General features: G+C 73.0%; 22 protein-coding genes. 7 read left to right on the plus strand and 15 right to left on the minus strand.

All coding sequences use genetic code 11. From position 1 onward, the window contains the following. The first annotated feature begins 39 nt into the window (after window positions 1-39). Window positions 40-603, plus strand: a complete 564-nt coding sequence (locus DSM104299_RS26135; RefSeq protein ID WP_272474605.1) for a TetR/AcrR family transcriptional regulator — start codon at window positions 40-42, stop codon at window positions 601-603. A 315-nt stretch (window positions 604-918) separates the two neighbouring features. On the opposite strand, the gene DSM104299_RS26140 is transcribed toward DSM104299_RS26135, so the two are convergent. The 10 genes from DSM104299_RS26140 to DSM104299_RS26185 form a co-directional block, all read right to left on the minus strand. Next, window positions 919-1,692 (minus strand): DeoR/GlpR family DNA-binding transcription regulator, encoded by a 774-nt coding sequence (locus tag DSM104299_RS26140; protein ID WP_272474606.1) that lies wholly within the window; start codon window positions 1,690-1,692, stop codon window positions 919-921. Between the two features lie 96 nt (window positions 1,693-1,788). Next, entirely contained in the window at window positions 1,789-5,493 is a 3,705-nt protein-coding gene (locus DSM104299_RS26145; protein ID WP_272474607.1) for a PIG-L family deacetylase, read from the minus strand. 154 nt (window positions 5,494-5,647) lie between these two features. Beyond that, window positions 5,648-6,709, minus strand: a complete 1,062-nt coding sequence (locus DSM104299_RS26150) for an SIS domain-containing protein (protein WP_272474608.1) — start codon at window positions 6,707-6,709, stop codon at window positions 5,648-5,650. Beyond that, window positions 6,706-7,800, minus strand: coding sequence for an ABC transporter ATP-binding protein (locus DSM104299_RS26155; RefSeq protein WP_272474609.1), 1,095 nt, complete (start codon window positions 7,798-7,800; stop codon window positions 6,706-6,708). The genes DSM104299_RS26150 and DSM104299_RS26155 overlap by 4 nt, the downstream gene beginning before the upstream one ends. A 7-nt stretch (window positions 7,801-7,807) precedes the next feature. After that, the gene (locus DSM104299_RS26160; protein ID WP_272474610.1) at window positions 7,808-8,626 is read right to left on the minus strand and encodes a carbohydrate ABC transporter permease; all 819 of its coding nucleotides are present in this window, start codon (window positions 8,624-8,626) and stop codon (window positions 7,808-7,810) included. Next, window positions 8,623-9,618: a carbohydrate ABC transporter permease gene (locus DSM104299_RS26165; protein ID WP_272474611.1), complete on the minus strand. Its 996-nt coding sequence runs from the start codon at window positions 9,616-9,618 to the stop codon at window positions 8,623-8,625. The genes DSM104299_RS26160 and DSM104299_RS26165 overlap by 4 nt, the downstream gene beginning before the upstream one ends. A 4-nt stretch (window positions 9,619-9,622) precedes the next feature. Further along, the gene (locus DSM104299_RS26170; protein ID WP_272474612.1) at window positions 9,623-10,972 is read right to left on the minus strand and encodes an extracellular solute-binding protein; all 1,350 of its coding nucleotides are present in this window, start codon (window positions 10,970-10,972) and stop codon (window positions 9,623-9,625) included. Between the two features lie 21 nt (window positions 10,973-10,993). Further along, a complete protein-coding gene (locus DSM104299_RS26175; RefSeq protein ID WP_272474613.1) occupies window positions 10,994-11,917 on the minus strand; it encodes a carbohydrate kinase family protein in 924 nt (307 codons plus the stop codon). Beyond that, the gene (locus DSM104299_RS26180) at window positions 11,914-13,257 is read right to left on the minus strand and encodes a 6-phospho-beta-glucosidase (RefSeq protein ID WP_272474614.1); all 1,344 of its coding nucleotides are present in this window, start codon (window positions 13,255-13,257) and stop codon (window positions 11,914-11,916) included. The genes DSM104299_RS26175 and DSM104299_RS26180 overlap by 4 nt, the downstream gene beginning before the upstream one ends. Then, on the minus strand, window positions 13,254-14,000 hold the full coding sequence (locus tag DSM104299_RS26185) for a DeoR/GlpR family DNA-binding transcription regulator (protein WP_349294602.1): 747 nt from the start codon (window positions 13,998-14,000) through the stop codon (window positions 13,254-13,256). The genes DSM104299_RS26180 and DSM104299_RS26185 overlap by 4 nt, the downstream gene beginning before the upstream one ends. Before the next feature lie 140 nt (window positions 14,001-14,140). Between DSM104299_RS26185 and DSM104299_RS26190 the strand changes: the two genes are divergently transcribed. From DSM104299_RS26190 to DSM104299_RS26200, 3 genes are all read left to right on the plus strand, one after another. Further along, window positions 14,141-15,058, plus strand: a complete 918-nt coding sequence (locus DSM104299_RS26190; RefSeq protein WP_272474616.1) for a sugar phosphate isomerase/epimerase family protein — start codon at window positions 14,141-14,143, stop codon at window positions 15,056-15,058. After that, window positions 15,055-16,116 carry an inositol 2-dehydrogenase gene (gene iolG, locus DSM104299_RS26195; protein WP_272474617.1) on the plus strand — a complete coding sequence of 354 codons (1,062 nt, stop codon included), beginning with the start codon at window positions 15,055-15,057 and terminating at the stop codon, window positions 16,114-16,116. Before DSM104299_RS26190 ends, iolG begins: the two co-directional genes overlap by 4 nt. A gap of 65 nt (window positions 16,117-16,181) precedes the next feature. Further along, the gene (locus tag DSM104299_RS26200; RefSeq protein WP_272474618.1) at window positions 16,182-17,222 is read left to right on the plus strand and encodes a lysylphosphatidylglycerol synthase transmembrane domain-containing protein; all 1,041 of its coding nucleotides are present in this window, start codon (window positions 16,182-16,184) and stop codon (window positions 17,220-17,222) included. A gap of 12 nt (window positions 17,223-17,234) precedes the next feature. Here the strand turns inward: DSM104299_RS26200 and DSM104299_RS26205 are convergent, their stop codons facing one another. Genes DSM104299_RS26205 through DSM104299_RS26215 form a run of 3 tightly spaced genes read right to left on the minus strand, consistent with a single transcriptional unit; the run spans window position 17,235 to window position 19,327 of the window. Continuing rightward, complete coding sequence (locus tag DSM104299_RS26205) at window positions 17,235-18,356, minus strand: hypothetical protein (protein WP_272474619.1); 1,122 nt, start codon at window positions 18,354-18,356, stop codon at window positions 17,235-17,237. Window positions 18,357-18,405: 49 nt separating this feature from the next. Continuing rightward, window positions 18,406-19,026: a class I SAM-dependent methyltransferase gene (locus tag DSM104299_RS26210; RefSeq protein WP_272474620.1), complete on the minus strand. Its 621-nt coding sequence runs from the start codon at window positions 19,024-19,026 to the stop codon at window positions 18,406-18,408. A 28-nt stretch (window positions 19,027-19,054) separates the two neighbouring features. Beyond that, on the minus strand, window positions 19,055-19,327 hold the full coding sequence (locus DSM104299_RS26215) for a hypothetical protein (protein ID WP_272474621.1): 273 nt from the start codon (window positions 19,325-19,327) through the stop codon (window positions 19,055-19,057). A 504-nt stretch (window positions 19,328-19,831) separates the two neighbouring features. Here DSM104299_RS26215 and DSM104299_RS26220 point away from each other — a divergent pair. Continuing rightward, entirely contained in the window at window positions 19,832-20,158 is a 327-nt protein-coding gene (locus DSM104299_RS26220) for a PilZ domain-containing protein (RefSeq protein ID WP_272474622.1), read from the plus strand. 24 nt (window positions 20,159-20,182) lie between these two features. Here the strand turns inward: DSM104299_RS26220 and DSM104299_RS26225 are convergent, their stop codons facing one another. Beyond that, the gene (locus DSM104299_RS26225) at window positions 20,183-21,169 is read right to left on the minus strand and encodes a quinone oxidoreductase family protein (RefSeq protein ID WP_272474623.1); all 987 of its coding nucleotides are present in this window, start codon (window positions 21,167-21,169) and stop codon (window positions 20,183-20,185) included. Then, the gene (locus DSM104299_RS26230) at window positions 21,169-21,642 is read right to left on the minus strand and encodes a cupin domain-containing protein (protein ID WP_272474624.1); all 474 of its coding nucleotides are present in this window, start codon (window positions 21,640-21,642) and stop codon (window positions 21,169-21,171) included. Before DSM104299_RS26230 ends, DSM104299_RS26225 begins: the two co-directional genes overlap by 1 nt. A gap of 121 nt (window positions 21,643-21,763) precedes the next feature. On the opposite strand from DSM104299_RS26230, the gene DSM104299_RS26235 reads away from it, so the two are divergent. Next, complete coding sequence (locus DSM104299_RS26235; protein ID WP_272474625.1) at window positions 21,764-22,477, plus strand: FadR/GntR family transcriptional regulator; 714 nt, start codon at window positions 21,764-21,766, stop codon at window positions 22,475-22,477. Next, on the plus strand, window positions 22,474-23,238 hold the full coding sequence (locus DSM104299_RS26240; RefSeq protein WP_272474626.1) for an N-acyl homoserine lactonase family protein: 765 nt from the start codon (window positions 22,474-22,476) through the stop codon (window positions 23,236-23,238). The genes DSM104299_RS26235 and DSM104299_RS26240 overlap by 4 nt, the downstream gene beginning before the upstream one ends. Window position 23,239 lies beyond the last annotated feature (1 nt).

The raw sequence follows: 23,239 nt of genomic DNA on the forward strand, positions 1-23,239 counted from the left end.
GAAGTCCGCACTCCGCTTCTTGCCCTATCCTCGGACAGCGTGGCCGCGACCCGGGCTCCCTCGACCCGCCGCGACGCCGTGCGCAACCGCGCCCGGCTCGCCCGCGCGGCGACTGCGGCGTTCCGCGAGGACGGCCTCGACGTGGCGGTCGACGCGATCGCCAGGCGCGCCGGCGTCGGCGTCGCGACCCTCTACCGCCACTTCCCGACCAAGCTCGACCTGATCGTCGCGGTCACCGAGGCGGTGCTGGAGGACCTGGAGGCGGCCGCGAGCGCCGCGCTCGCGGCCGACGACGACGTGCTCCGGACGTTCCTCACCGCCGCGATGGAGCAACAGCACGAGAACCGCGGCTTCCTCGAGGCCATCACCCAACACGCACTGCCCGACGACGCGCGCGAAGAGCTCGCCGACCGCGTCGTCGCGATGCTCGCGCCGATCGTCGCCGCCGCCCACGCCGCGGGCACGCTCGCGGCGCGGCTGGACGCGGAGGACCTGCTGGTGGCGATGCGGATGCTGGGGGCGGCGGCGTCCACGACCGTGCGGCCGCGGCCGCCGGCGACGGCGCTGGGGGTCGTGCTGGGCGGGCTGGCGGAGCCGGGCTGAGGGGCGCGCCGGCGTTGGTTGGTCCTCGTTGGCAGCGCGGGGCGGCCGGTTCGGGGCCGAACCGAGGGCACGTCGGGGGTCTGTGTCGTCTGGTGTCCCGCATAGGGCCACCAAACGACATGGACCAGGATTTGGCACCGATTCGGTGCGACTCTTCGGCCCCGAACCGCCCACCCCGGAGCACGACCAACGACGAGCCACGCCGACAGCGGTCGCGCCGCCCGAACGCCTACACGCCCTTGATGAGGGACGAACCACGCCGCGCAAGCACGACAAACGCGCCGCACTGGTGACCAACCAACGCCGGCCCCAACCTCAGACCGCCACCGACACCTCGACCCCCGCCCGCTCCGCGGCCGCCGCCGTCGCGGCCGGCAACGGCCCGTCCGTGATGACGCGATCCAGGTGGCTGGCGTCGCAGACCCGCACCAGCCCGGCCATCGTGAACTTCTCGGCGTCGGCGAGGAGGGTCACGTTGGCGGCGGCCTCGATCATCGCGCGCTTGATCGGGACTTCGACCATCGTGGAGTCCCAGACGTCGAGGTGCTGGTCGACGGCGCTCGTGCCGAGCAAGAGCAGGTCGGCCTTGAGCTGGCGCAGCGCGCTCTCGGCGAGCATGCCGACCATGGACTGATAGTTGCGGCGCACGGTGCCGCCGGGGAGGATCAGCTCGATCCCTTCGTCGGGCACGAGCTCCTCGTAGACGGCGAGGCTCGTGGTCACGACCGTGATCGCCTTGCCGCGCAGGTGGCGGGCGGCCTGCAGGGTCGTGGTGCCGATGTCGATCATGACCGTCTGGCCGTCCTGGACCAGCGCGGCCGCCGCGGCGCCGATGCGGTCCTTCGCGTCGAAGCGCTCGATCAGCGTCTGGTCGAACGGCGGCTCGGAGCTGACGCTCACGGCGCCGCCGCGGACGCGCTCGATGCGGCCTTCGCGCGCGAGCTCGTCGAGGTCGCGGCGGACGGTCATCTCCGACACGCCGAAGCTCGTCGCGAGCTCGGCCACGTGCGTCGCGCCCGAGCGGATGGCGCGCAGGATCTCCTGCCGCCGCTGCGCCGGGACGGTGTGGCGCGTCGGTGGAGTGGTCACGCGCGGTCCCGAACACGTTCGAACATTCAGCGGTGACTTCTACCAGACCGCCAGGAGGGCGGCGGGGGAGCGATCGCAGCCGCTCCCCCGCGCTCCCTACTTGATGGTGATCTTCGGTGCGGCCTTGCCGGTCGCCGTCACCGTGGAGGTGGCCTTGCGGCCGTCCTTCGTGACCGTGACGACCACCCGCTGCCTGCGCGAGAGGCGGTGCTTGGCCTTGACCGTCAGCCGGACCGTGCCACGCGCGGTGCGCGTCACGTTGGCCTTGGTTCCGAACAGGTGCGCCGACGCCTTCAGCTTGGTGCTCTTGCTGGTGGCGTTGAGCTCCTTGATGGTGCACTTGGCCGTCTTGCCCGACGTCGAGCAGGTGACGGCGATGACCACCTTGCTGCCCTTGTCGCCCTTCGGGCCCTTGTCGCCCTTGGGGCCGGCGGGGCCCGCGGGACCGGTCGGCCCGGCCGGGCCGGCGGGACCCTGCGGGCCCGTCGTGTCCGGCGCGGCGTAGGACGCCGAGCGGGCCATATAGTCGCCGTCGCCGCTGTAGCGCGCGGTGACCGTGTGGCCGTCGACGTCGGCGATCGCCGCCGTCGCCAGCACCGCGCGACCGTCGCCGTCGACCTTGACCGGCGACCCCACGTCCTGGCCGTCGACCGCGAACTGCACGCTGCCCGTCACCGCGCCCGGGAACGGGGTGGTGCCGGTCAGGCGCGCCCGCAGCTCGACCTGGGCCGGCCCGTCGGCGTCGGCGACGTCAGCCGCGCCCACCGTGAGCTTGGCCTGGGCCAGCGGCAGCGCGAGCGCCTGGACCGCGTCGTCCGGCGTCAGGTAGGACACCAGCGCCGAGCCGTCCTTGGCGAGCTTCGCGCGGCCGGCCGCGTCGAGCGGCACCTTGACGTGCCGCGTTCCCGCGGTCATGGCGACCGTCGTGGACGCGATCACGCGACCGCTCTGACCGGCGCCCCACGCCGGGTAGCCGCCGTCGCTCACCGCGCAGGCGTCCAGCCCGAAGCTGGCCAGGTCGGCCAGCGACGAGTCGCTGGTCGGCGCCGGGCAGCTGCTCGTGTACACCGGGATCGAGCCGGTCAGGCCCGACCACAGGTACACGCGCGCGGTGCCGGTGCCGGTCGACGTGACGTCCAGCTCGGCGGAGTCGCCGTTGAGCTTGACGTTGTCGATCGTCAGCCGGTTGCCGGCCGGCGCCGGCGTGCGGCCCGCGATCGGCACGCCGTTGCGGGCCGACTGCGCGATGGTCTGCGGGGACTTCGTGCCGTCGAGGTTGGAGCTCGACACCGTCGGGAGGTCCGGCGTGGTGGGCCGGCCGGCCGGCGGCGTGTAGTTGTCCACCTTGGCGTGACCCCAGCGGTACGGCGCGGCCTGCACGCCGCCGATGCTCGACCACGCCAGGCGGCTCTGCCCGACGTCGATGTGCCGGAGCACGCCGTTGGCCGAGTTGTCGTCGTTGTCGTACGGCGTGATGTTCAACGCCATGTTGTCGGGATCGACGGCCGCCGGCAGGTCGGCCATCGGGATCTTGACCTCGAGGCTGTAGCCGCCGCCCGCGTAGGCGTGGCTGACCGACGTCGCGTTCGTGCCGACCCAGTTGGCGGTCGACGCGACCTGGACGCCCGGCGCGTTCGGGGCGTTGGCGACCGTGTTGGCCAGCGGCCCGGTCGAGTAGCCCTGGTGGTTGTCGGCGTCGCGCTCCCAGCACGGGCCGTTGACGCCGTTGCCGTTGGACCCGGTTGGGTCGTTCGTGTAGGGGAAGACCCCCAGCTTGAACGTGTTGGCCGTGTCGTAGGTGGTGTCGTTCGCGGTGCCGCGCGGGTCGATCAGGATCTCGACCGAGTCCGCGAGCCAGTGCGCCACGCACTCCGACGGCGAGATCGCGTAGCCCTGGAAGTCGTCCACGACGTGGACGAAGAAGTACAGGGCGTCATCGCGCTGCGCGACCTTCGCGTAGCTGCCGGGCCCGCAGTCCGCGGCGTCGGCGCACGCGGCGCCCTCCCAGACCCGGCCGAGGTCGAGCGACGGCCCGGTGTAGGTGCTGTCCTCGACGCCGTCGACCACCGGATCGGCGGTCGCCTCCGGGATCGTCGTCGTCGGCACGACCGCCATGGTCAAGGACTCCGACGAGGGGTTGGACCCCGAGGTGTTCGTGGTGGCGATCGTGAACGTCGAGGTCTGCGTCGCCGGGAGCGACGAGTCCGTGTTGGTGATGGCGAAGTCGACCGTGTCCTCGGCGCCCGCGGCGAGCGAGCTATAGGCCTTGGTCGCCGAGTCCGCCGTGTAGTTGGACGGCAGCGTCAGCGTGACGTTGCCCGACTGGTTCGTCGAGGACCAGTTGTGCACCCGTACCTTGATGGTCTTGGTCTCCCCCAGCCCGATCGACTGCAGGGCCTGCGACCGGCCGAGGCGCCGGGCCTCCGGCGCGGTGCCCTCCACCCACTGGTCGTACTCCTTCCACTCGCCCCAGCGGTCGAGGCGGCCCTCGACGGGCGCGACCATGCGGACCACGTTGTCGGTGTACCCGGTCGCCGATCCGGAGGTCACGAGGGCCGAGATCTTGTAGTTGGCGTCCAACGGCGTGACGTTCACCGGCGGCGTCACCGTGAAGCTCGCGGTGGTCTCGGCGGACGACGTCGTGGCCGGCAGGTCCTTGGTGGCCTGGTCGACCGACCAGCCGGCCGGCACGTTGAGCGCCACGCCGTTGGTCTGCGCCGCGATCGGGCCGCCGCCCGACTTCAGCCGCACCGTCGCGGTGAACGCGCGGCCCGGGATGTTGTAGAAGTCGGAGAACGTGATCCGCTCGGTGCTGCCCAGCGGGAAGCCGCCCGGGTCCTGGACCGAGGCCCCGTACAGGATCGCGTCGTCCCTGCCGGCCAGCGGGTTGGCGTTTCCGCTCACCGTGTTGGGCTGGAACGGGACCGTCGCGTAGGTCTGACCGAAGCGCGAGCAGCCCGGATCGGCGGTGGTCTGCCGCATCGTGCGGCTCTGCGTCGGGTAGGCGGACTGCCCCTCGGCGGCGACCTGCGCCCAGCTCTTGGCCGAGCCCGCCGGCCGACCCTGGACGTTGTCCGGAGCCCAGGAGTACGGCGAGTCATAGCCGGTCCAGACGCCCGCGACGGTGTCGACGTTCGTCGCGGCCGGGACGAAGCCCGTCGTGCAGCTCGCGGCGTTGGGGTTGCCGCCGGTGCCGGTGGTCGAGCCGCCGGAGAACACCTTCTTGACCTGCCAGGTGCTCAGCGCGTTCGGGCCCGTCAGCTGCTCGGGGAACATGGTCGGGTCGGCCGCGGCCTTCATGCCCTCCCAGATGTACCGGCCGGCCTGCTGGTGGTTGCCGTGGCCGGCGCCCTGGAGCGTCGGGGTGAAGCCGATGTAGATGTCGGGCTGGGTCATGCGGATGACCCGCGTGATCCGCCGCAGCGTCTCGTCGTGATCCCAGAAGTGCTGGGTCAGCGGCGCGCTCAGGTTGTAGAAGAAGTCGACGCGGTCCAGGTTGAAGATGTCGACGGTCCCGGACCGGTAGTGCGCGACGCGGTCCTCGTTCTCGCGCCGCAGCCCGAGGTCGGGGCCGATCTCGGTGCCGGCGCCGTTGCCGCCGCCCTCACCGCGCGTGACCATGATGATCCCGCACTTGGTGCCGTAGCGCTGGTGCCACACGCCGCACGGCCCGATGATGCTGGTGTCGTCGTCCGGGTGCGCCCACTCACCCATGACGTTGATCTTCACGGCCTTGCTCGCCGTGTACGGCGATGCCGGCGCCGCGAAGGCCGACCCCGCCAGGCTCAGGACGGTCCCCACGACCGTTGCCGCAACAACGCAGAAGCGCCTCACTGCCCCTCCCCACTTTCGAACGTCTTCGAACAGCCGGATGTGCGAAGACGCTAATTCAGGAAGGAGTCGCGTGTCAACCTGGATTGCTCGCGCACAACTCCGAACATCGGAGTGAAGGCGCCTAGGCGGCGGAGGTGACCTTGCGCAGGTGGCGCGGCGCGCCTGGGTCGATGCCCTTCGCGAGCGCGAGCGACCACGCCAGCAGCTGGCCCGGCAACACGGACAACATGGGCGTGAGCAGCGGGTCCCGCGCCGCGGGCGGCGTGGGCAGCGTGAACGCCGCGCCCTCCAGCGCGGCGGCGGCCGGTCCGGCGGCGAGCACCGGCGCCCCGGCGTCGTGGGCGCGGGCCACCGCCTCGACGACCGCCGGCAGCGTCGCGTCGGGCGAGGCGATCGCGTACAGCGGCACCCCGGCGTCGAGTGCCGCGACCGGCCCGTGCGCCATCGCGGTCGCCGACATCGCCTTCGCCCCGAGGTAGGCGACCTCCGTCAGCTTCAGCGCGATCTCGTTGACCGTCGCCAGCTCCACGCCCCGGGCGACCAGGTACATGCGGTCGATCGCGGCCAGCGCCTCGGCGACCGGCGCGACGTCCCCTTCGATGCCCGGCAGCGCCGCCTCCCCCGCGTCGGCGACCTGCGCGACCGCCTGTTCCGCAGCGGTGCCGGCCTCCCGTCCGGCGAGGTGGCCGCAGAGCAGGGCGAGCGTGGCGAGGGTCCCGGTGTAGGTCTTGGTCGCGGCGATCGAGAGCTCGCGACCGACCCCGAGGTGGAGGACATGGTCGGCGGCCGCGACCAGCGGCGCCTCCGGCCCGCCGTTGGTGATCGCCAGCGTGGTCGCGCCGGCGCCGCGCGCCCGCTCCAGCCACGTGGCCACGTCGGGCGTCGCGCCCGACTGCGAGATCCCGATGGCGAGCTCGCCCGGCGCCGCGGCCGCGACGCCGTAGTACAGCGGCAAGGACATGGAGTCGCGCACGACGGTCCAGCCGAGTCGCGCGCGCAGCAGGTAGCCGGCGAAGATCGCGGCGTGATCGGAGGTCCCGTGCGCGGCGATCCGGACGAGCGCCGGCGGCGACGCGGCCAGCGCCCGCGCGACCTCCGCGACGTCTCCGGCGCGCTCCAGCAGCGCGCGCCACGCCGCCGGCTGCTCGAAGACCTCCTCGCGCAGGACGCCGGCGGCGCTCACCGCGCCGCCGCCGCGCCGACGGCGATCGCCTTCCCGTCCGGCCCGGTGTCGAAGAAGCGCAGGCCGTCGGGCAGCAGCCCGTACTCGACCCGGTCGCCCGGCAGCAGCGTCGAGCGTCCGTCGTGGTGCACGACCAGCCGCGCCTCGCCGCTGTCGATGCCGACGAACGTCTCGCGGCCGAGCGCCTCGACGAAGGCGACCTCGCCGGCGATCGGCCCGGCCAGCGACGGGTGCGCCGGATCCCAGAGCCGCGCGCACTCCGGGCGCACGCCGACCACGACCTCGCCGGGCAGGCCGTCGGCGACCGGCGCGGTCACGTCGATCGCGCCCGACACCAGCCGGCCGCCGCCGCTCGCGGCCGCGGTGAAGAAGCTCATCGCCGGGCTCCCGATGAAGCCGCCGACGAACGTGTTGGCCGGCCGCTCGTAGAGCTCCTCCGGCGTGCCGACCTGCTCGAGCCGGCCGTCGTTCATCACCGCGATCCGGTCGCCCATCGTCATCGCCTCGACCTGGTCGTGCGTGACGTAGACCGTCGTGGTCCGTACGGCCTGCTGGAGCCGCTTGATCTCGCCGCGCGTCTGCGTGCGCAGCTTCGCGTCGAGGTTGGACAGCGGCTCGTCCATCAGGAAGACCTGCGGGTCGCGCACCAGCGCGCGGCCGAGCGCGACGCGCTGAGCCTGACCGCCCGACAGCTGGCCGGGCTTGCGCTTCAGGTACGGCCCGAGGTCCAGCGACGCCGCCGCCTGCTCGACGCGCGCCGCGATCTCCTCCTTGGGCGCCTTGCGCCGGCGCAGGCCGAAGGCCAGGTTGTCGAAGACCGTCATCTGCGGATACAGCGCGTAGTCCTGGAAGACCATCGCGATGTCGCGCTCGCGCGGGGCGATCGCGTTGACGACGCGGTCGCCGATCGCGATCTCGCCGGCGGTGATCGACTCCAGCCCGGCGAGCATGCGCAGGGCCGTCGTCTTGCCCGAGCCGGACGGCCCGACCAACACCATGAACTCGCCGTCGGCGATGTCCAGGCTCAGGCCGTGGACCACCTCGGTGTCGCCGTAGGACTTGCGGACGTCGGAGAAGCGGACTGCACCCATCAGAGAACTACCCCTTCACGGCCCCGGAGACCATGCCCCGGATGAAATGACGCTGGAGGAAGACGTACAACACGACGACCGGCGTGGCGACGATGACCGCGCCGGCGGCCAGCAGGGTCAGGTCGGCCTGGTTGCGGCCGACGAAGAAGCTCAGGCCCAGCGGCGCGGTCCGCAGCCCCTCGTCGGTGACCATGACCAAGGCCAACAGGAACTCGTTCCACGTCCACATGAACAGCAGGACGACCATCGTCAGGACCGCCGGCTTGGCCAGCGGCAGCAGGACGCGCCACAGCGTGAACCAGCTCGACGCGCCGTCGATCCGCGCCGCCTCGACCAGCGAGGGCGGCACCGAGCGGAAGAACGCGCGCATCCAGAACGTGCCGAACGCGATCGACGTCCCCGCCTGGGGCAGGATCAGCGCCCAGTAGGTGTCGGTGAGCCCGGCGTCGCGCATGTCGTAGTACAGCGGGACGATCATCGCCTCCATCGGCACCATCAGGCCGAGCAGGAAGATGTAGAACAACACCTGGGACCCGCGGAAGCGCATCAGCCCGAAGGCGTAGCCGGCGAGGATCGACACGACGCTGGAGAGCGTGACGACCGTCACCGCGACGATCGCCGACGACTTCAGGTACTGGCCGAAGTTGCCGTCCTCCCAGGCGCGCTGGAAGTTGTTGAAGTGCAACCCGTCGAACGTCCCGAACGACGCTCCGCCGCCCTCCTTCTGCAGGGCGGTGAAGATGATCCCGACGATCGGCAGCAGCGCGATCAGGGCGAAGACGCCGAGGATCGCGTAGGTGGCGGACTGCTCGCGGCGGCTGGTCATCGTGCCTGTCCCCTCTCCGCGACGCGGTTGATGATGGCCGACAGCACGAAGATGAGCGCGGCGAGCATCAGACCCATCGCCGACGCCGAGCCGACCTTGCCGGTGAGGAACGCCCGCTCGTAGACCTGGTAGGCCGGAACCGAGGTCGACGTGCCCGGCCCGCCCTTGGTCGTGATGTACACCAGGTCGAAGTTGCGCAGGGCCGCGATCGTGCTGAGCGTCAGCGCCACCGCGATCTCGCCGCGCAGCGCGGGCAGCGTCACCGCGAAGAACTCGCGGACCGGGCCGGCGCCGTCGACCCGCGCGGCGTCGTAGAGGCTGCGCGGGATCTTCTGCACGCCGGCGGTGAGCAGCACCATCGCCAACCCGTACATGACCCACGTGCCGATCAGGCCGACGGCCGGCAGCGCGACGTCGAAGTCGCCGAGCCAGGACTTGGCGAGGCCGCCGAGTCCGATCGACCGCAGCGTCTCGTTGATCGGCCCGTCGTTGGGGTCGTAGATCATCCGCCACATCACGGCGACGACGACGAGCGCGATGACCTGGGGCAGGAAGAGGACGACGCGGAAGAACGCGAAGCCGCGGATGTGACTGCGCGCGACCAGGCCCGCGATCAGCAGGCCGATCAGCAGCGGGATCACCGCGTAGAAGATCAGGAGGACCAGCGCGTGCCCGAACGCCTCGCGCTGGACGGGGTCCGACAGGACGTCGGCGTAGTTGTGCAGGCCGACCCACTTGCCGGCCGTGATGCCGTCCCACTGGAACAGCGACAGCCACACGCTGTGGACCAGCGGGGCGAGCGTGAACGTCCCGAAGATCAGCGCCGCCGGGATCAGATACAGGTACGCGACGCGACGCGGCTCGCCCGGGGGCCGGTCGCGGGCACGCCCGCCGAACCGGACGCGGCGCGCCGGCTCGGGAGCGTCCGCGGACGCGCCCCCGCCGCGCCCGAGCGCGACGGGGGTGTCCGCGGTGGCGACGGGACGCGCCATCGGGTCAGCTGCTCTTCGAGGCGTCGACCTTCTCCTGCACGCCCTTGGTGAAGTCGGTCGGCGAGTCCTTGCCGGCCAGCATCTGCTGGATCGCGCCGCCGAGGTCGTCGCCGAACGTCGGCGTCGTGTAGTCGGCGTACGGGATCAGGCCGTCGGCGTCGCCGAGCGCCTTCCACGCCGTGGCCACGTCCTTGGTCAGGGCCGCGCTCGGAGCGGGGGCGTCGTACTTCATCGCCGGCAGGTTGTCCGTCTGGGCCAGCACGTTGGTGGCGTTCTGGTCGGTCAGGAAGTCGATGTACGCCGCGGCGACGTCCGGGTGCTTGGACTTCGACGTCACCGTGAACGGCAGGCTCTCGCCGCCCAGCGCCACGGGGTCGCCGCCGGCCTGCTGCCCCGGCAACGGCATGAAGCCGACGTTGTCGCCCATCTGCTTGGCGAGGTCGGCCACCAGCCAGGTGCCGGCGATCAGGAAGTGGCCGCGGCCCTTGGCGAAGCGCTGCCACGCCGGGTCGTAGCCGGTGCCGTTGAAGTCGTCGGTGAAGTACCCCTTCTTGGCCCAGTCCTGGATCTTGGCCGCCGCGTCCTGGAACTCGGGGGTGTCGAACGACGCGCCGCTCTTCTGGAACACGAAGTCGCGGACGCTCTGCTTGGGCGCGACCTGGCCGAGCACGGTCTCGTACTCGTGGATGCCGGGCCACTTGTCGAGGTTGCCGAACTGGATCGGCACGTCGCCGCTCTGCTTGGCCGCCGCGAGCTGCTGCTCGAACTCGGCCAGCGTCTTCGGCGGCGTCGTGACCTTCTTCTTGTTGTAGAAGACGCCGACGATCTCGCCCATCTGCGACAAGCCGTAGAGGTCGCCGCTGCCGAACGTGGTGCCGTTGGCCTCGAACTTGTTGAGGTCGAGCAGCAGGCTCGGGTAGCGATCGGCCCAGCCGTAGATCTTGGCGTAGTCGTCGATCGGCCGCAGGAGCTTGGCCTTGACGAGCTGGCCCATGACCCCGAGGCCCTGGTTGGCCTCCACGACGTCCGGCGCCTTGGGGCCGGAGACCGCGAGCTTCAGCGTCGTGTTGAGGTCGTCGAACGACTTCGCCACGCGCTTGATCTTCACGTTGGGGTACTTGGCCTGGAACTGCTTGTTGAGCTCCTTGATCTGCGCCGCCTGGCCACCGCGGACCTCCTGGTCCCAGACGGTCAACGTCACGTTGCCCGCCTTGGCGATGTCCGGCTTGGCCTGCGCCGCCGTGGTGGTCTTCGGCGCGTTGGAGCTGTCGTCGCCGCCCGGCGTGCCGCAGCCTGCGGCCAGCGCCGTGGCGCCGATCGCCACCACCGATCCCAACACCCTCGATGCCTTCATGTGAACCTCTCCTCGCTCTTCCTAGGAACCCGCGCCCCATACGCGCGGAGACGACGAATGGGCCGGAACCGCCAGCCCGCGTTCTGCACCCGCCGCGACGAGCGCGGCGCGACCCTGCGCGCCCGCCACCGCGGTCGGGACCCGCACCGACAGCGCGGCGGCCAGGCAGGCCCACCGCAAGGAGTCCTCGGGCGTCCCGCCCGCCAGGTCGCTCCAGATGTAGGCGGCCGTGAACAGGTCGCCGGCGCCGGTCGTGTCGACCACCGGGTCGACCACCACGCCGGGGACTCGGACCACGTCCTGGTCGCGGTCGGCGCTCAGGGCGCCGTCGGCGCCCAGCGTGACCACCACGCGCGGGGCCGCCGCGGTCAGGGCGCGTGCCGCGTCGGCGACGTCGTCGCGCCCGCTCAGCACCCGCGCCTCGCGCGCGTTGACGATCAGCGCCCGCGCGCGGGCCAGCTCGGTAGGGAGCGCGCCGCCGGCGTGGGCGCGCGCGCCGTCGTCGCCGATCGTGGCGTAGGACGACGCGTCCTCCGGCACGCAGGCCAGGCGCTGCACCGACAGCACGACCGCGCGCGGCGCGAACCCCGCGACGTCGCCGGCGGTGAGCTCGGCGTCGGCGTCGTAGGTCGCCATCGCGCGCTCGCCGTCGGTCGGCATGACGACGGTGACCGACGTCCGCGCGACCTGGCGGTCGTTGACGGCGACGCCCTCGTCGGCGAGCACCGCGCGGACGGCGTCGCCGTCGGCGTCGGCGCCGAGCGGGAACGCGAGCCCGACCGACAGCCCGAGGCGCGCGGCGCCGATCGCGACCGTCGCGGCGCCGCCGGGCGAGCGCAGCAGCTCGCGCGCATGGCGCTCCTCGCCCGCAGCGGGCAGCGCGTCGAGACCCAGGAAGGTCATGTCGACGAACGCGGCGTCACCGCAGACGAGGTCGATGGTCACTGCGCGAACGCCTCCGCGAGGCCCGGCAGCCGCTCGCAGTAGCCCTCGAAGATCTCGCGCGCGGTGTTCACCGACGGCACGAGCGGGTGCAGCGCCAGCGCGCGGATCGCCTGCTGGCGCGAGCCCGACAGCGCGGCGTCGATCGTCGTGCGCTCGACGTCCTTCATCGTCTCGACCAGCGCGCGGGCGTGCGGCGCGACCTCGCCGATGGCGACGGGCACCGGACCGTTGCGCCCGACGACGCACGGCACCTCGACGACCGCCCGCTCGTCCAGGAAGGGCAGGGCGGAGCGGTTGGCGGTGTTCAACACCAGCACGGCGCGGGTGTTGTTGGCGATCGCGTCGAGGACGGCCATGGCCTCCCCCTCATACCCACCATTGACGTCGATCTCATGCTCGCACGCGTCACCGGCCGCCGAACGGGCCTCGGCCATGTACGTCCGCTCGCGGTCGTGGCGCGTCCCGCGCCAGCTCTCCAGCGCCGTTCCAGGCGGCTGCTCACCCTCGGCGTAGAACGCGCGCTGCTGCTTGAGCAGGAAGGCGCCGCGCGACTCCGGGCTCTGGCGGATCGCGTTGACCGTGTCGGCCGCGTAGTAGAAGTAGTACAGGTACTCGTTGGGGATCATCTCCAGCGAGCGCAGCCAGTCGCCGCCGAAGAGGCGGCCCTCCTCGAAGGTGCCGAGCTTGTCGTCGGCCTCCAGCAGCGCGGGCAGGAGCTCGCGGTCGCGGTCGCGCACGCCGTGCAGCCAGCCCAGGTGGTTGAGGCCGAAGTAGTCGAACCACAGCTCGTCGTGGTCGCGGCCCAGCGCGCGGGCCACGCGGCGGAAGAGGCCGGCGGGCGAGTCGCAGATCCCGATCGCGCGGTCGCCGAGCACGCGCTGCACGGCCTCGGTGACCATGCCGGCCGGGTTGGTGAAGTTGACGAGCCACGCGTCGGGCGCGTGCTCGGCCATCGTCTCGGCCAGCTCCATCATCACCGGGATCGTCCGCAGCGCGAAGCAGATGCCGCCGGGACCGGTGGTCTCCTGTCCAAGGACCCCCAGCCCCAGCGGCACGCTCTCGTCCACGACGCGTCCTTCGAGCTGCCCTACGCGGATCGCGCACAGCACGAAGTCGGCGCCCTGCACCGCATCCACGAGGTCGGTCGTGCCGCGGAACGGCAGCTTGACCTCGTGCTCGATGGCCAGCCCGCTGAGCACCGGCGCGATGCGGTCAAGGCGGGAGCGGTCGACGTCGTGCAGGACGACCTCGTCGATCCCGAGACGCTCGCGGAGTCCCAGCAGCGCGGTGTAGACCAGGGGGACCCGGAATCCGCCGCCGCCGACGATCGTGAGCTTCATGCGATGGTTACCTCGATGCCGGCGTCTTCGATGGCCGAGCGGTCCGGAGCCGGCAGGTCCGCGTCGGTGATGATCTGGTCAAGGTCCTCGGGGCCGCAGATGCGCACGACCCCGTTCATGGAGAACTTCTCGGAGTCGGCGAGCAGCACCACGCGGGCGGCGGCGCGGATCATGGCCCGCTTGATCGGCACCTCGATCATGGTGGTGTCCCACACCGAGAGGTCCTGGTCGACCGCGCTGGTGCCCAGGAACGCGACGTCGGCGCTGAGCTGGCGCAGCGCGTCCTCGGCGAGCACGCCGACCGTCGAGAGGTAGTTGCGGCGCACGAGGCCGCCGGGGAGCACGAGCTCGACGGTGTCGTCGGCGCGCAGCTCGTCGAGCACGGCCAGGTTGGTGGTGATGAGCGTGATGTCGCGGCCGCGCAGGTGGCGTGCGACCTGCAGCGCGGTCGTGCCGATGTCGAGCATCACGGTCTGGCCGTCCTGGACCAGCCCGGCCGCGACGCGGCCGATGCGGTCCTTGGCCTCCTGGCCTTCGAGCGCGATCTCCGCGAACGGGCGCTCGGGCACGGTGTGGACCGCGCCGCCATGGACGCGCTCGAGCTGGCCGGCGTCCTGGAGCGCGCGCAGGTCGCGGCGCACGGTCATCTCCGACACCTCGAAGGCGCGGGCGAGGTCCGAGACGTGGGCGGTCCCGCTGCGCACGGCGTTCAGGATGCGCTGGCGCCGCTGTGCGGGGACCATCACACGTTCGGCCATGACGCCTCGCGGTGTTCGTATGTGGAACGCGCTTCCGGCACTGACGCCGCGAACATTACAACTTCGGACAGAAGTCTGTGCGAAATTGTTGACGAGTGATCGCGGCGGCGTTAGCTTGCCGGCCCATGGACGCCGTCCGACGCCAGCCGAGCTCCGTCCGCTCGGCGCTCGCAGGAGCCCCCATCTCGTGGGGCGTATGCGAGGTGCCCGGGTGGGGCGCGATGCTCCCGCCGGCGCGCGTGTTCGAGGAGATGGCGTCGCTCGGGCTGGGCGCGACCGAGCTCGGCCCGGTCGGCGACTGGCTGCCGCTGGACGCCGCGGCGATCCGCCGCGCGACCGATGCCTATGACTTGCAGCTGGTCGGCGGGTTCGTGCCGCTGGCGCTGCACCGCGACGACGCCACGACGGCCGCCGAGCTGGACCGGGCCCAGCGGATCGGCTCGGTCATGGCGCAGGCCGGGGCCGACACGTTCGTGGTGGCCTTGGTCGAGGACGACGCCTGGTCGGCGCCCGCCGCGCTCGACGAGGCGGCGTGGTGGCAGTTGGCCACGCACTTGGAGCAGCTGTCGCTGGTGGTCGCCGACCTCGGCATGACCGCGGTCGTGCACCCACACCAGGGCACGCTGATCGAGCGCGCCGAGGCGGTGGACAGGCTGGCGTCGTTGATCGACGTCGCGTGGTGCCTGGATCCCGGCCACCTCGCGCTCGGCGGCTACGACCCGCTCGCGTTCGTGGAACGCTACGGCGCGCGCGTCCTGCACGTCCATCTCAAGGACATCGACTTGCGGGTCGCCGCGCGCCTGAACGCCGGCGAGCTGACGCTGATGGCCGCGGTCCAGGCCGGGCTGTTCGTGCCGCTCGGCACCGGCGACGCCGGCATCGCGGACGTCGTCGCCGCCCTCGACGCGCGCGGCTACGACCGCTGGATGGTCCTCGAGCAGGACTGCGCGATCGTCGGCCCCGAGCCGGCGCCCGGCGACGGCCCGGTCCTCGCCGTGGCCGAGAGCGTGCGGTTCCTGGCCGGGATGGAGGCGGCGCGATGAGCGACGGCGCCGCCGTCCGCATCGGCATCCTGGGCCTCGGCCGGATCGGGACGCTGCACGCCGAGCTGCTCGCGCGGCGCGTCGCGGGCGCGCGCGTGACGCGCGTCTTCGACGTCGACGGCGCGCGGGCCGCCGCGGTCGGCGCCGCGCTGGACGTCGTGGTCGCGGGCTCGGCGACGGCGCTGCTCGAGGCCGACGACGTCGACGCGGTCGCGATCTGCACGAGCACCGACACGCACGCCGCGCTGATCGAGGCGGCGGCGCGGGCCGGCAAGGCGATCTTCTGCGAGAAGCCGGTGTCGCTGGACCTCGCCGCGGTCGACGCGGCGCTCGACGCGGTCGTCGACGCGAGCCTGACCTTCCAGATCGGCTTCAACCGGCGCTTCGACCCCGCGCACGCGGCCGTGCGCCGGGCGGTCGCCGACGGCGTGGTCGGCGCGCCGCAGCTCGTGCGCGTCACCTCGCGCGACCCGGCGCCGCCGCCGCTGTCCTACGCCGCGACGTCCGGCGGCCTGTTCCTCGACATGACCATCCACGACTTCGACATGGCGCGGTTCGTGACCGGCAGCGAGGTCGTGCGCGTCAGCGCCTTCGGCGCCGCGCGCGTGGTCCCCGAGCTCGCCGAGCTGGGCGACGTCGACACCGCGGTCGTGGTCCTCGAGCACGCCGACGGCTGCCTGACGACGATCGACAACGCGCGCCAGGCGGCCTACGGCTACGACCAGCGCGTCGAGGTCCACGGCGCGCTCGGGATGGCGACGTCGGAGAACCCGCCCGCCCACACCGGCAGCGTCAGGACCGCGAACGGCACCGCGTCCTCCGTCCTGCCCCACTTCTTCCTCGAGCGCTACGCCGCCGCGTTCGCCGCCCAGTGGGACGCGTTCGTCGCGGCCTGCCGGGACGGCGGTCCCGGCTCCCCCGGCGTGGCCGACGCCCGTGCCCCGCTGGCCATCGGCCTGGCCGCGCTGCGGTCCCGGGCCGAGCGCCGCCCGGTCGACCTCGCCGAGGTCGATCCTCCCCCGCTGTCCCGACCCCTCACCACCTCCCCGACCCAGTAGGGCCGGTGCCGCCCGCGCCATCCCCCGCGAGCGGCGCCGGCCGGGCACTACCGTGCGGAGCCCGCATGGCCCGCACCCCCGCACCCGCTCCGCCCACGTCCTCGATGCCCACGGGGCTGGACACGCGGACGCTCGTGCGGCGCGCCGCGCAGGCCGCCGCGCTGCTGTTGGTGTTGGTGCTCGTCGCGGTCCTGGCCCCCGGGCTCGGCGAGGTCCGCGACCGGCTCAGCGGCGCGTCACCCGGCTGGCTCGCGCTCGCCGTCGTCTTCGAGGTCCTGTCCTCGTTGTCCTACGTGGTGATGTTCCGGCCGGTGTTCTGCTCGCTGATGAGCTGGCGCTCGGCGGCCGAGGTGGGGCTCTCGGAGGTCGGCATGGGCTCGATCGTGCCGGCGTCGGGCGCCGGCGGCGTCGCGCTCGGCGCGTGGGTCCTCTCGCGCGCGGGCATGAAGCCGGAGACGATCGCGCGCCGCTCCGTCGCGTTCCTGTTGTTGAAGTCCTCGGTGAACTTCGCGGCGGTCGTCGTGGTCGGGCTGCTGGCCTTCGTCGGCGTCGTCGGGCCGTCGGAGTCGGCGTGGCTGACGCTCTTCCCGGCGGTGCTGGCGACGTTGATCATCGGGTTGGTCGCGCTGATCCCGCGGATTCCCGAAGGGCCGCCGGCACGTGACGACGACGGCCGCGCGCGCAAGCTGTGGATCGGGGCGCGCGCCGCGATCGTCACGGGCACCGCCGAGGCCGGTGTGCTGCTGCGCCGCCACGACCCGTGGCTGCTCGCCGGGATCGTCGGCTACTGGGCGTGGGACAACCTCGCGCTGTGGGCGACCTTCCACGCCGTCGGGCTGGCGCCCGGCGTGAGCGTCATCCTGTTGGGGTACTTGATCGGCCAGATCGGCGGGCTGCTGCCGATCCCGGGCGGCATCGGCGGGATCGACGGCGGCCTGATCGGGACGCTCGTCGTCTACGGCGCGCCCGCCTCGACCGCGACCGCCGCGGTGCTGGCCTACCGGTTGATCCTGTTCTGGGTCCCGCTGCTCATGGGCGCGGTCGCGTTCGCCTCGCTGCGCCGCTCGATGGCGCAGCCGGCGGGCTTCATCCCCTGCGCCGAGTAGGCGGGCGCGCGCTCAGCCGGGCTGCAGGACCACCTGGACCAGGGTCTCGTAGCCCTGGTGCGTGATCGGCGTCCAGACGGCGCCGGCGTTCTGGCTGTCGCCGTCGGACGTGTGCGAGAAGGTGGTGGCGCCGGCCTGCGGCGCGAACCAGACGTAGGCGTCGCGGGTGGTTGTCCCGGAGTTGTCCACCGTGACGATGTCGCCCTTCTGGACCTTGCAGCACGCGAAGCTGAGGCTCGACGTCGCGTAGGTGTGGACGCCGGCGTCGTGCGCCGGCAGCGGGTAGACGGGGTTGGTGGTCGTGACGACCGTGACCGTGCCGTTGCCCGACGGGCGGACGACCGAGAAGCGCAGCGGCAGGTCGATCGGGCTGTCGCCGGTCTTCACGCGGAACGTCGTGATCGTGCCGTCGGCCGGGACCGTGAGCGCGGCGGTCCAGAACTCCGTGTCCTCGGGGTCGAAGGTCGCCGGGAGCGCCGTCGGGGTCCCGCCGAGGTCGCTGCCGAACGTGATCGGGTCCTTGGCCGGCGCGAGCGTCTTGGCGCGGCGCAGGAGCCGCTTGGCGCAGGACAGCGCGCCGGAGCGCCGGCCGGCCTCGACCTTGACGTCGATGCACTCGATGTCGTCGTAGACGTCGGCGAAGGCGATGCCGTGGAGCGTGGCGCCACCGAAGCGCTTGGCGACCATCCGGGACTGGAGCTTGCGCAGCGCGGTCGCCTTCGCGCCGTAGGCGCGGCCGGCGGAGGCGCGCGCGGCGACGGCGGCGAGCGCGTTCTTGATGGTCTTGGTGTCGACCCCGGCGACACCGGCCAGGCACCTGCCGGCCGCGGCCATCCGGGCCTTCACGGCGCGCTTGGCCTTCGTGTTGCGCGCCTTCTGGACGTTGAGCGAGACGCAGTCCAGGCCGGCGATGGCCTGCGCGGCGTCGACCCCGTCGACCTGGTCGCCGAACGCGGCGGCGATCAGCTTGGCCTTGCCGGCGTGGATCGCCGCAGGACCGGCGCTGGGGTTCCCGAGCTGGGCGACGAGGCCGCCGACGCCGGCCTTGAAGTCGTCAGCGGTGCCGGAGCCGGCGGCCGAGGCGGGGCCGGCGGCGAGCAGGCTCGCGAGGAACGCGAGGGCGAGGAGGCGCATGGCCGCGCATCATCTTGATCGGGCAGCGCGGAGGCAAGCCCATTGCCGCCTACCGCTCCACCACCGCGACGCCGGCGATGTGCGGAACCGCGCTGACCGAGAAGCGACGCTCGGCGTCGAACGCGAACCCGGCGGCGGCGATCGCGGCGCGCGTGTCGCACGTGAGGTGGCAGCCGGCGGCGAGCTTGGGCCAGATGCCGCTGCGGTCCAGCCCGCGCTGGACAGCCAGGCCGGCGCGCGACTCCGCGACGACGTGCTCGTAGAACACGAGCGCGCCGCCGGGGCGCAGCACGCGCCGGACCTCCGCCAGCGCCGCGGCCTGGTCGGCCACCGAGCAGAGCACGAGGCACGCGACGACGGCGTCGAGCGACGCGTCGGCGGCGGGCAGCCGCTCGGCGGTCCCGTCGACGACCCGGATCGGGACCGGCACGCCGGGCGCGGCCGCCGCGGCGACCGCCCGCTCCCGCAGGTTCGGCTCCGGCTCGACGGCGAGGACCGACGCGACCGTCGCCGGGTAGTGCGGGAAGTTGAGGCCGTCGCCCGCGCCGACCTCCAGCACGTCGCCGGTGAGTCCGGCCAGCAGCTCCCGCCGATCGCGCCGCGACATCGCCCGCGGGCCGGCGACCGCCCAGAAGCGGGCGAACACGGGGTGAGCGGTGGGCGCGCACATGCCGACGACGCTACCCGACGCGGCGCGGTCAGCCGCGCCGGTTGGTCCGCCCCGTGCCGGCGTAGCCGGCCAGCTCGACGAGGAACGCGAGCGCGACCCACAGCCAGCGGCCGTTCCCGAGCTGGATGACCGGGGAGTAGGCGAGCACGTAGACCAGCGTCGTGAACGGCAGGAAGAAGAGGCCGAGCAGCGGCAGGATCCACGGGCCGAACGCGCGGTCGACCAGGTTGGTGGTCAACCAGACGACGACGAGCGCGACACGGGGGAAGAAGCCCGCGACGATGGCGAACAGGCAGCCCATGGACCGACCCTCCCCGACCGCGGCGGCGACCGCATCACCCGACCTGGGTGAACGGCCTCAGGCGACGGCGAGCACGCCCGCGGCGAGGTAGCCGAGCACGGTGAGCAGGCCCACGGTCCGGCCGCCGTGCTCGAAGGCCTCGGGCATCATCGAGTCGGCGAGCATCGACCAGGAAGGCGACGCCGATCCCGGCCGCGTGCCGGAGGCTCGACGCCGGCACGAGCTCGTAGGCCACGGCGCTCAGCAGCGCGCCGGCGCCGAAGCCCATCACCTGCCCGGTCAGCCGCCGGCGCTCGCGCAGCGGCCCGGCCAGCGCCTGGCCGAGGTAGAGCGCAGCTGACGACAACCCGCCCCACAGCAACGCCGACCAGACGGTCACGCCCCGCAGCTTGCGCGGCGCCGGGGTGAGCGCGGCTCACCCGCCGAGGATGACGGCCGCGCCGCGACGGACGGCGCGTGCCGGCGTCGGCCCGGGACGGGTGTGACACCATCGGCGGCGACGTCATGGAGAACCGGCGTGCCGACCCTCGCGTTCCCGTCGTCCTCGACGTCCACCTCGGGCGCAAGGTCGGCAACGAGGTGCTCGCGCACACCCGCGACCTCAGCAGCCACGGCGCGCAGGTCGTCAGCGATCGGCCGCTGCGGGTCGACGAGCAGCTGACGTTCGACGTCGAGCTGCCGTCGACCCACGCGCACCTGCGCGTGCTCGCCCGCGTCCTGCGCCACCAGCAGGACAAGACGTATGCCTTGCGCTTCGAGCAGCTCGACGCGGCGGCGCACACGGTGATCGACGACCTGCTGAGGGCGATCGCCGCGGCGCCCGCGCGCTAGTCGCGATGCTTCTGCATCACGACGCTAGCCGACCCGCACCACCTGCTTGCCCGCCCCGCTGCCCTCGGCCAGCCCCTGCTGCGCGGTGGCCGTGGCGTCCAGCCCGGCGAGCTCGGTGACGTCGACCGTCAGCGCGCCGCGCTCGAGGTCGGCGAGGACGGTGGTGAGCGCCCGCGCGACGCGCTCGGGTGCGCCGGCCGACAGGCGCGAGATGCTGAAGGCGCCGATCGACAGGTTGCCGCCGAACAGGCGCCCGGCGGGCGGGAGCGGGTCCATGGCCGCGCCGCCGGCGTTGCCGAACAGGACGATGCGCGCGCCCGGCGCGGCGACCTCGAGGTCGACGTCGAGCAGCCGCGTGCCCTGCGGGTCGAGGATGACGTCGACGCCGCGCCCGTCGGTCTGCTCGAGGATCGCGGCCGCGAGATCCGCGCCGCGGCCCAGGACCACGTCGTAGCCGGCGCGCTCGCCCGCGGCGATGCGGTCCGGACCCCCGACGGTCCCGACGATCCGGCCGGCGCCCGACACCCGGGCCTGCCGGGCCAGCGCCTGGCCGACGCCCCCGGCGGCGGAGTGGACGAGCAGCGTCTCGCCCGGCCGCAGGCGCCCGGCGTCGCCGAGCAGCAGCGCCGCCGTGGTCAGGACGGCGGGCGCCGCGGCCGCCTCGGCGTCGCCGACGCCCTCCGGGATCGCGACCGTCAAGGCGCTCCGGGCCACGGCGACCTCGGCCAGGCCGCCCGAACCGGTGAACGCCGCCACGCGCGTGCCGGGCGGCGGCCCGTCGACGCCCGGGCCCAGCGCGCGCACGGTCCCGGCCACCTCGAGGCCCGGGACGAACGGCCACGCGTCGGCGTAGCCCGGGTCGCCGCGGCGCGCCATGACGTCGATGAAGTTGACGCCGGCGTGGTGGACGTCGATCGTCAGCTCGCCCGGACCGGGCTCCGGGACCGGGAGGTCGGCGACGCGCGTCGTCGAGCCGTCCGGCGCCGGGGCGTCGAAGACGACGGCGCGCATCACGCGGCCACCGCCGGCGCGAGCGCCTCGACGCGCGCGACGAACTCGGCGGGCAGCTCGACGTCGACGTTGACCGCGCCGCCGCCGGTCGCGACCTCCGCCTCGTCGAAGAGGGCGACGGCGATCGGCGCGATCCCCGGGTCGCCCTGCAGGCCGGGCGCGTGCACCTCGATCAGGACGCAGGGCTCGTCAGCGCGGTTCCAGGACCAGTGGATCGCCCCGGCCGGGATGCGCAGCACGTCGCCGGGGTGGAGCAGGTAGGCGCGCTCGTCGCAGTAGACGTGCAGCTCGCCGGACTGCAGGAGGTTGAGCTGCTCGCAGTCGTGGGTGTGGGGCCGCGAGTGGTAGCCGCCGGGACGCTCGGCGACCATCAGGCTCGCCTCGTGCCCGTGCACCAGCGTCGTGGTGAAGGCGGTCGTGCCCATGTCGACCGTGCCGACGGGAAGCTCTGCGGCGCTGCGGTACAAGCTCATCGAAGTCCTCCTGGATGACGAGGGGTTGGTTGACACGGGAGCGGTGTCGTGGCTATCGTAGCAATTGGTCGGGCCACCGGGCCACCCAACCATTAGGCCGATCCGTCAGACTTGGAGACCCATGAGCGACCTCTTCATCGAGATCCCGCGGACCTCGACGCCCCAGGCGATCGAGGACCAGATCAGAGGCCTGATCGTCAGCCGCCAGCTGGTGGCGGGCGAGGCCCTGCCGCCCGAGCGCGCCTTCGCCGCGCGGCTGGGCGTGAGCCGCTCGACGCTGCGCGAGGCGCTCCGCGCGCTGACCGAGCAGGGCATCGTCGCCGCGCGCCAGGGCTCGGGCTGGGTGGTCCAGCCCAACCAGGAGGTGGCCGCGGGCAACCTCGCCGTGTACTTCCGGCTGGAGGACGTCACCTTCGAGCAGGTCTTCGAGGCGCGCATGGCCAACGAGCCGGCGATCGCCCGCCTGGCGGCGCTGCGGCGCACCGACGCCGAGCTCGACGCGATCGTGGCGGCCCGCGCGGCGATGGACGCGCCGGCCACGCCCGCCGCCTTCCTGGCGGCCGATACCCACTTCCACGCGCTCATCGCCACCGCCGCGCACAACGTCCTGCTGTCCTTCCAGATGACGCCGACGATGTCGCTGCTGGAGGAGCCGCGCCTGGCGGTCGTGACCGGCGACGGCAGCGCGACGAGCCAGGCCGAGCACGGCCGGATCGTCGCGGCGATCCGCGCGCAGGACGGCGACGCCGCCGAGCAGGCGATGCGCGACCACATCGCCTCCTTCGCCCGGCGTGGCGTCGCGACCCTGGAGAGCCAGAAGGAGCCAGAGCGATGAGCGTCCCCCACTATACGATCACGCCGCTGGACCTCGGCAGCGTGCGCCGCCAGAAGTGCCTGTTCACCTACATGACGGACATCGGCACCGAGATCGACCTGACCGTCGTCTCGTTCCTGCTGCGCGGCAACGGGCAGACGATCCTCGTCGACACCGGCGGGCCGCCGGTCGCCGACACGCTGCCGCGCCACCTGCCCTACGAGCAGCGCGCCGACCAGTCGCTCGACGCCCAGCTGCGCGCGAACGAGGTCGACCCCGCCGACGTCGACGCGGTCATCTACACGCACCTGCACTGGGACCACGCCTACAACACGTCGATCCTGTCCTCCGCGCGGTTCTTCGTCACCCGGCGCGAGCTCGAGTTCGCCCGCGACCCCTACCCGATCCAGGACTGGATGTACGACGCGGTCAGCGTCGGCGGCGCGCCGGACTTCGAGCAGCTCGACTTCGCGTTCACCACCGCGGGCGAGGAGGTGCTGCCCGGCATCACGGCCATCGCGACGCCCGGCCACTCCCCCGGCCACCAGTCGCTCGCGGTCGAGACCGACGGCGGCCGGTTCGTCCTCGCCGGCGACCTGTCCCCGCTGCAGGAGAACTGGGAGCGGCGCATCCCCAACGGGATGCTGCACAACCTCGAGGAGCACTTCGCATCGTTCGAGCGCGTGGCGGCGGTGGGCGGCACGGTCGTCGCCTCGCACGACCCACGGACGCTCGCGGCGGGCATGCTGCCCGCGCTCGCCGTGCCCGAACGGGCCGGCTGAT

It is taken from the genome of Baekduia alba (assembly GCF_028416635.1).
GTDB classification, from domain to species: Bacteria; Actinomycetota; Thermoleophilia; order Solirubrobacterales; family Solirubrobacteraceae; genus Baekduia; species Baekduia alba.

Excerpts from the sequence above, each read along its gene's own strand:
- DSM104299_RS26155 (WP_272474609.1), bottom strand. The coding sequence starts at position 7,800 with ATGGGTGCAGTCCGCTTCTCCGACGTCCGCAAGTCCTACGGCGACACC.
- DSM104299_RS26220 (WP_272474622.1), top strand. The coding sequence starts at position 19,832 with ATGGAGAACCGGCGTGCCGACCCTCGCGTTCCCGTCGTCCTCGACGTC.
- iolG (WP_272474617.1), top strand. The coding sequence starts at position 15,055 with ATGAGCGACGGCGCCGCCGTCCGCATCGGCATCCTGGGCCTCGGCCGG.
- DSM104299_RS26230 (WP_272474624.1), bottom strand. The coding sequence starts at position 21,642 with ATGAGCTTGTACCGCAGCGCCGCAGAGCTTCCCGTCGGCACGGTCGAC.
- DSM104299_RS26205 (WP_272474619.1), bottom strand. The coding sequence starts at position 18,356 with ATGCGCCTCCTCGCCCTCGCGTTCCTCGCGAGCCTGCTCGCCGCCGGC.
- DSM104299_RS26240 (WP_272474626.1), top strand. The coding sequence starts at position 22,474 with ATGAGCGTCCCCCACTATACGATCACGCCGCTGGACCTCGGCAGCGTG.
- DSM104299_RS26235 (WP_272474625.1), top strand. The coding sequence starts at position 21,764 with ATGAGCGACCTCTTCATCGAGATCCCGCGGACCTCGACGCCCCAGGCG.
- DSM104299_RS26215 (WP_272474621.1), bottom strand. The coding sequence starts at position 19,327 with ATGGGCTGCCTGTTCGCCATCGTCGCGGGCTTCTTCCCCCGTGTCGCG.
- DSM104299_RS26160 (WP_272474610.1), bottom strand. The coding sequence starts at position 8,626 with ATGACCAGCCGCCGCGAGCAGTCCGCCACCTACGCGATCCTCGGCGTC.
- DSM104299_RS26190 (WP_272474616.1), top strand. The coding sequence starts at position 14,141 with ATGGACGCCGTCCGACGCCAGCCGAGCTCCGTCCGCTCGGCGCTCGCA.
- DSM104299_RS26180 (WP_272474614.1), bottom strand. The coding sequence starts at position 13,257 with ATGAAGCTCACGATCGTCGGCGGCGGCGGATTCCGGGTCCCCCTGGTC.
- DSM104299_RS26210 (WP_272474620.1), bottom strand. The coding sequence starts at position 19,026 with ATGTGCGCGCCCACCGCTCACCCCGTGTTCGCCCGCTTCTGGGCGGTC.
- DSM104299_RS26170 (WP_272474612.1), bottom strand. The coding sequence starts at position 10,972 with ATGAAGGCATCGAGGGTGTTGGGATCGGTGGTGGCGATCGGCGCCACG.
- DSM104299_RS26165 (WP_272474611.1), bottom strand. The coding sequence starts at position 9,618 with ATGGCGCGTCCCGTCGCCACCGCGGACACCCCCGTCGCGCTCGGGCGC.
- DSM104299_RS26200 (WP_272474618.1), top strand. The coding sequence starts at position 16,182 with ATGGCCCGCACCCCCGCACCCGCTCCGCCCACGTCCTCGATGCCCACG.
- DSM104299_RS26225 (WP_272474623.1), bottom strand. The coding sequence starts at position 21,169 with ATGCGCGCCGTCGTCTTCGACGCCCCGGCGCCGGACGGCTCGACGACG.
- DSM104299_RS26185 (WP_349294602.1), bottom strand. The coding sequence starts at position 14,000 with ATGGTCCCCGCACAGCGGCGCCAGCGCATCCTGAACGCCGTGCGCAGC.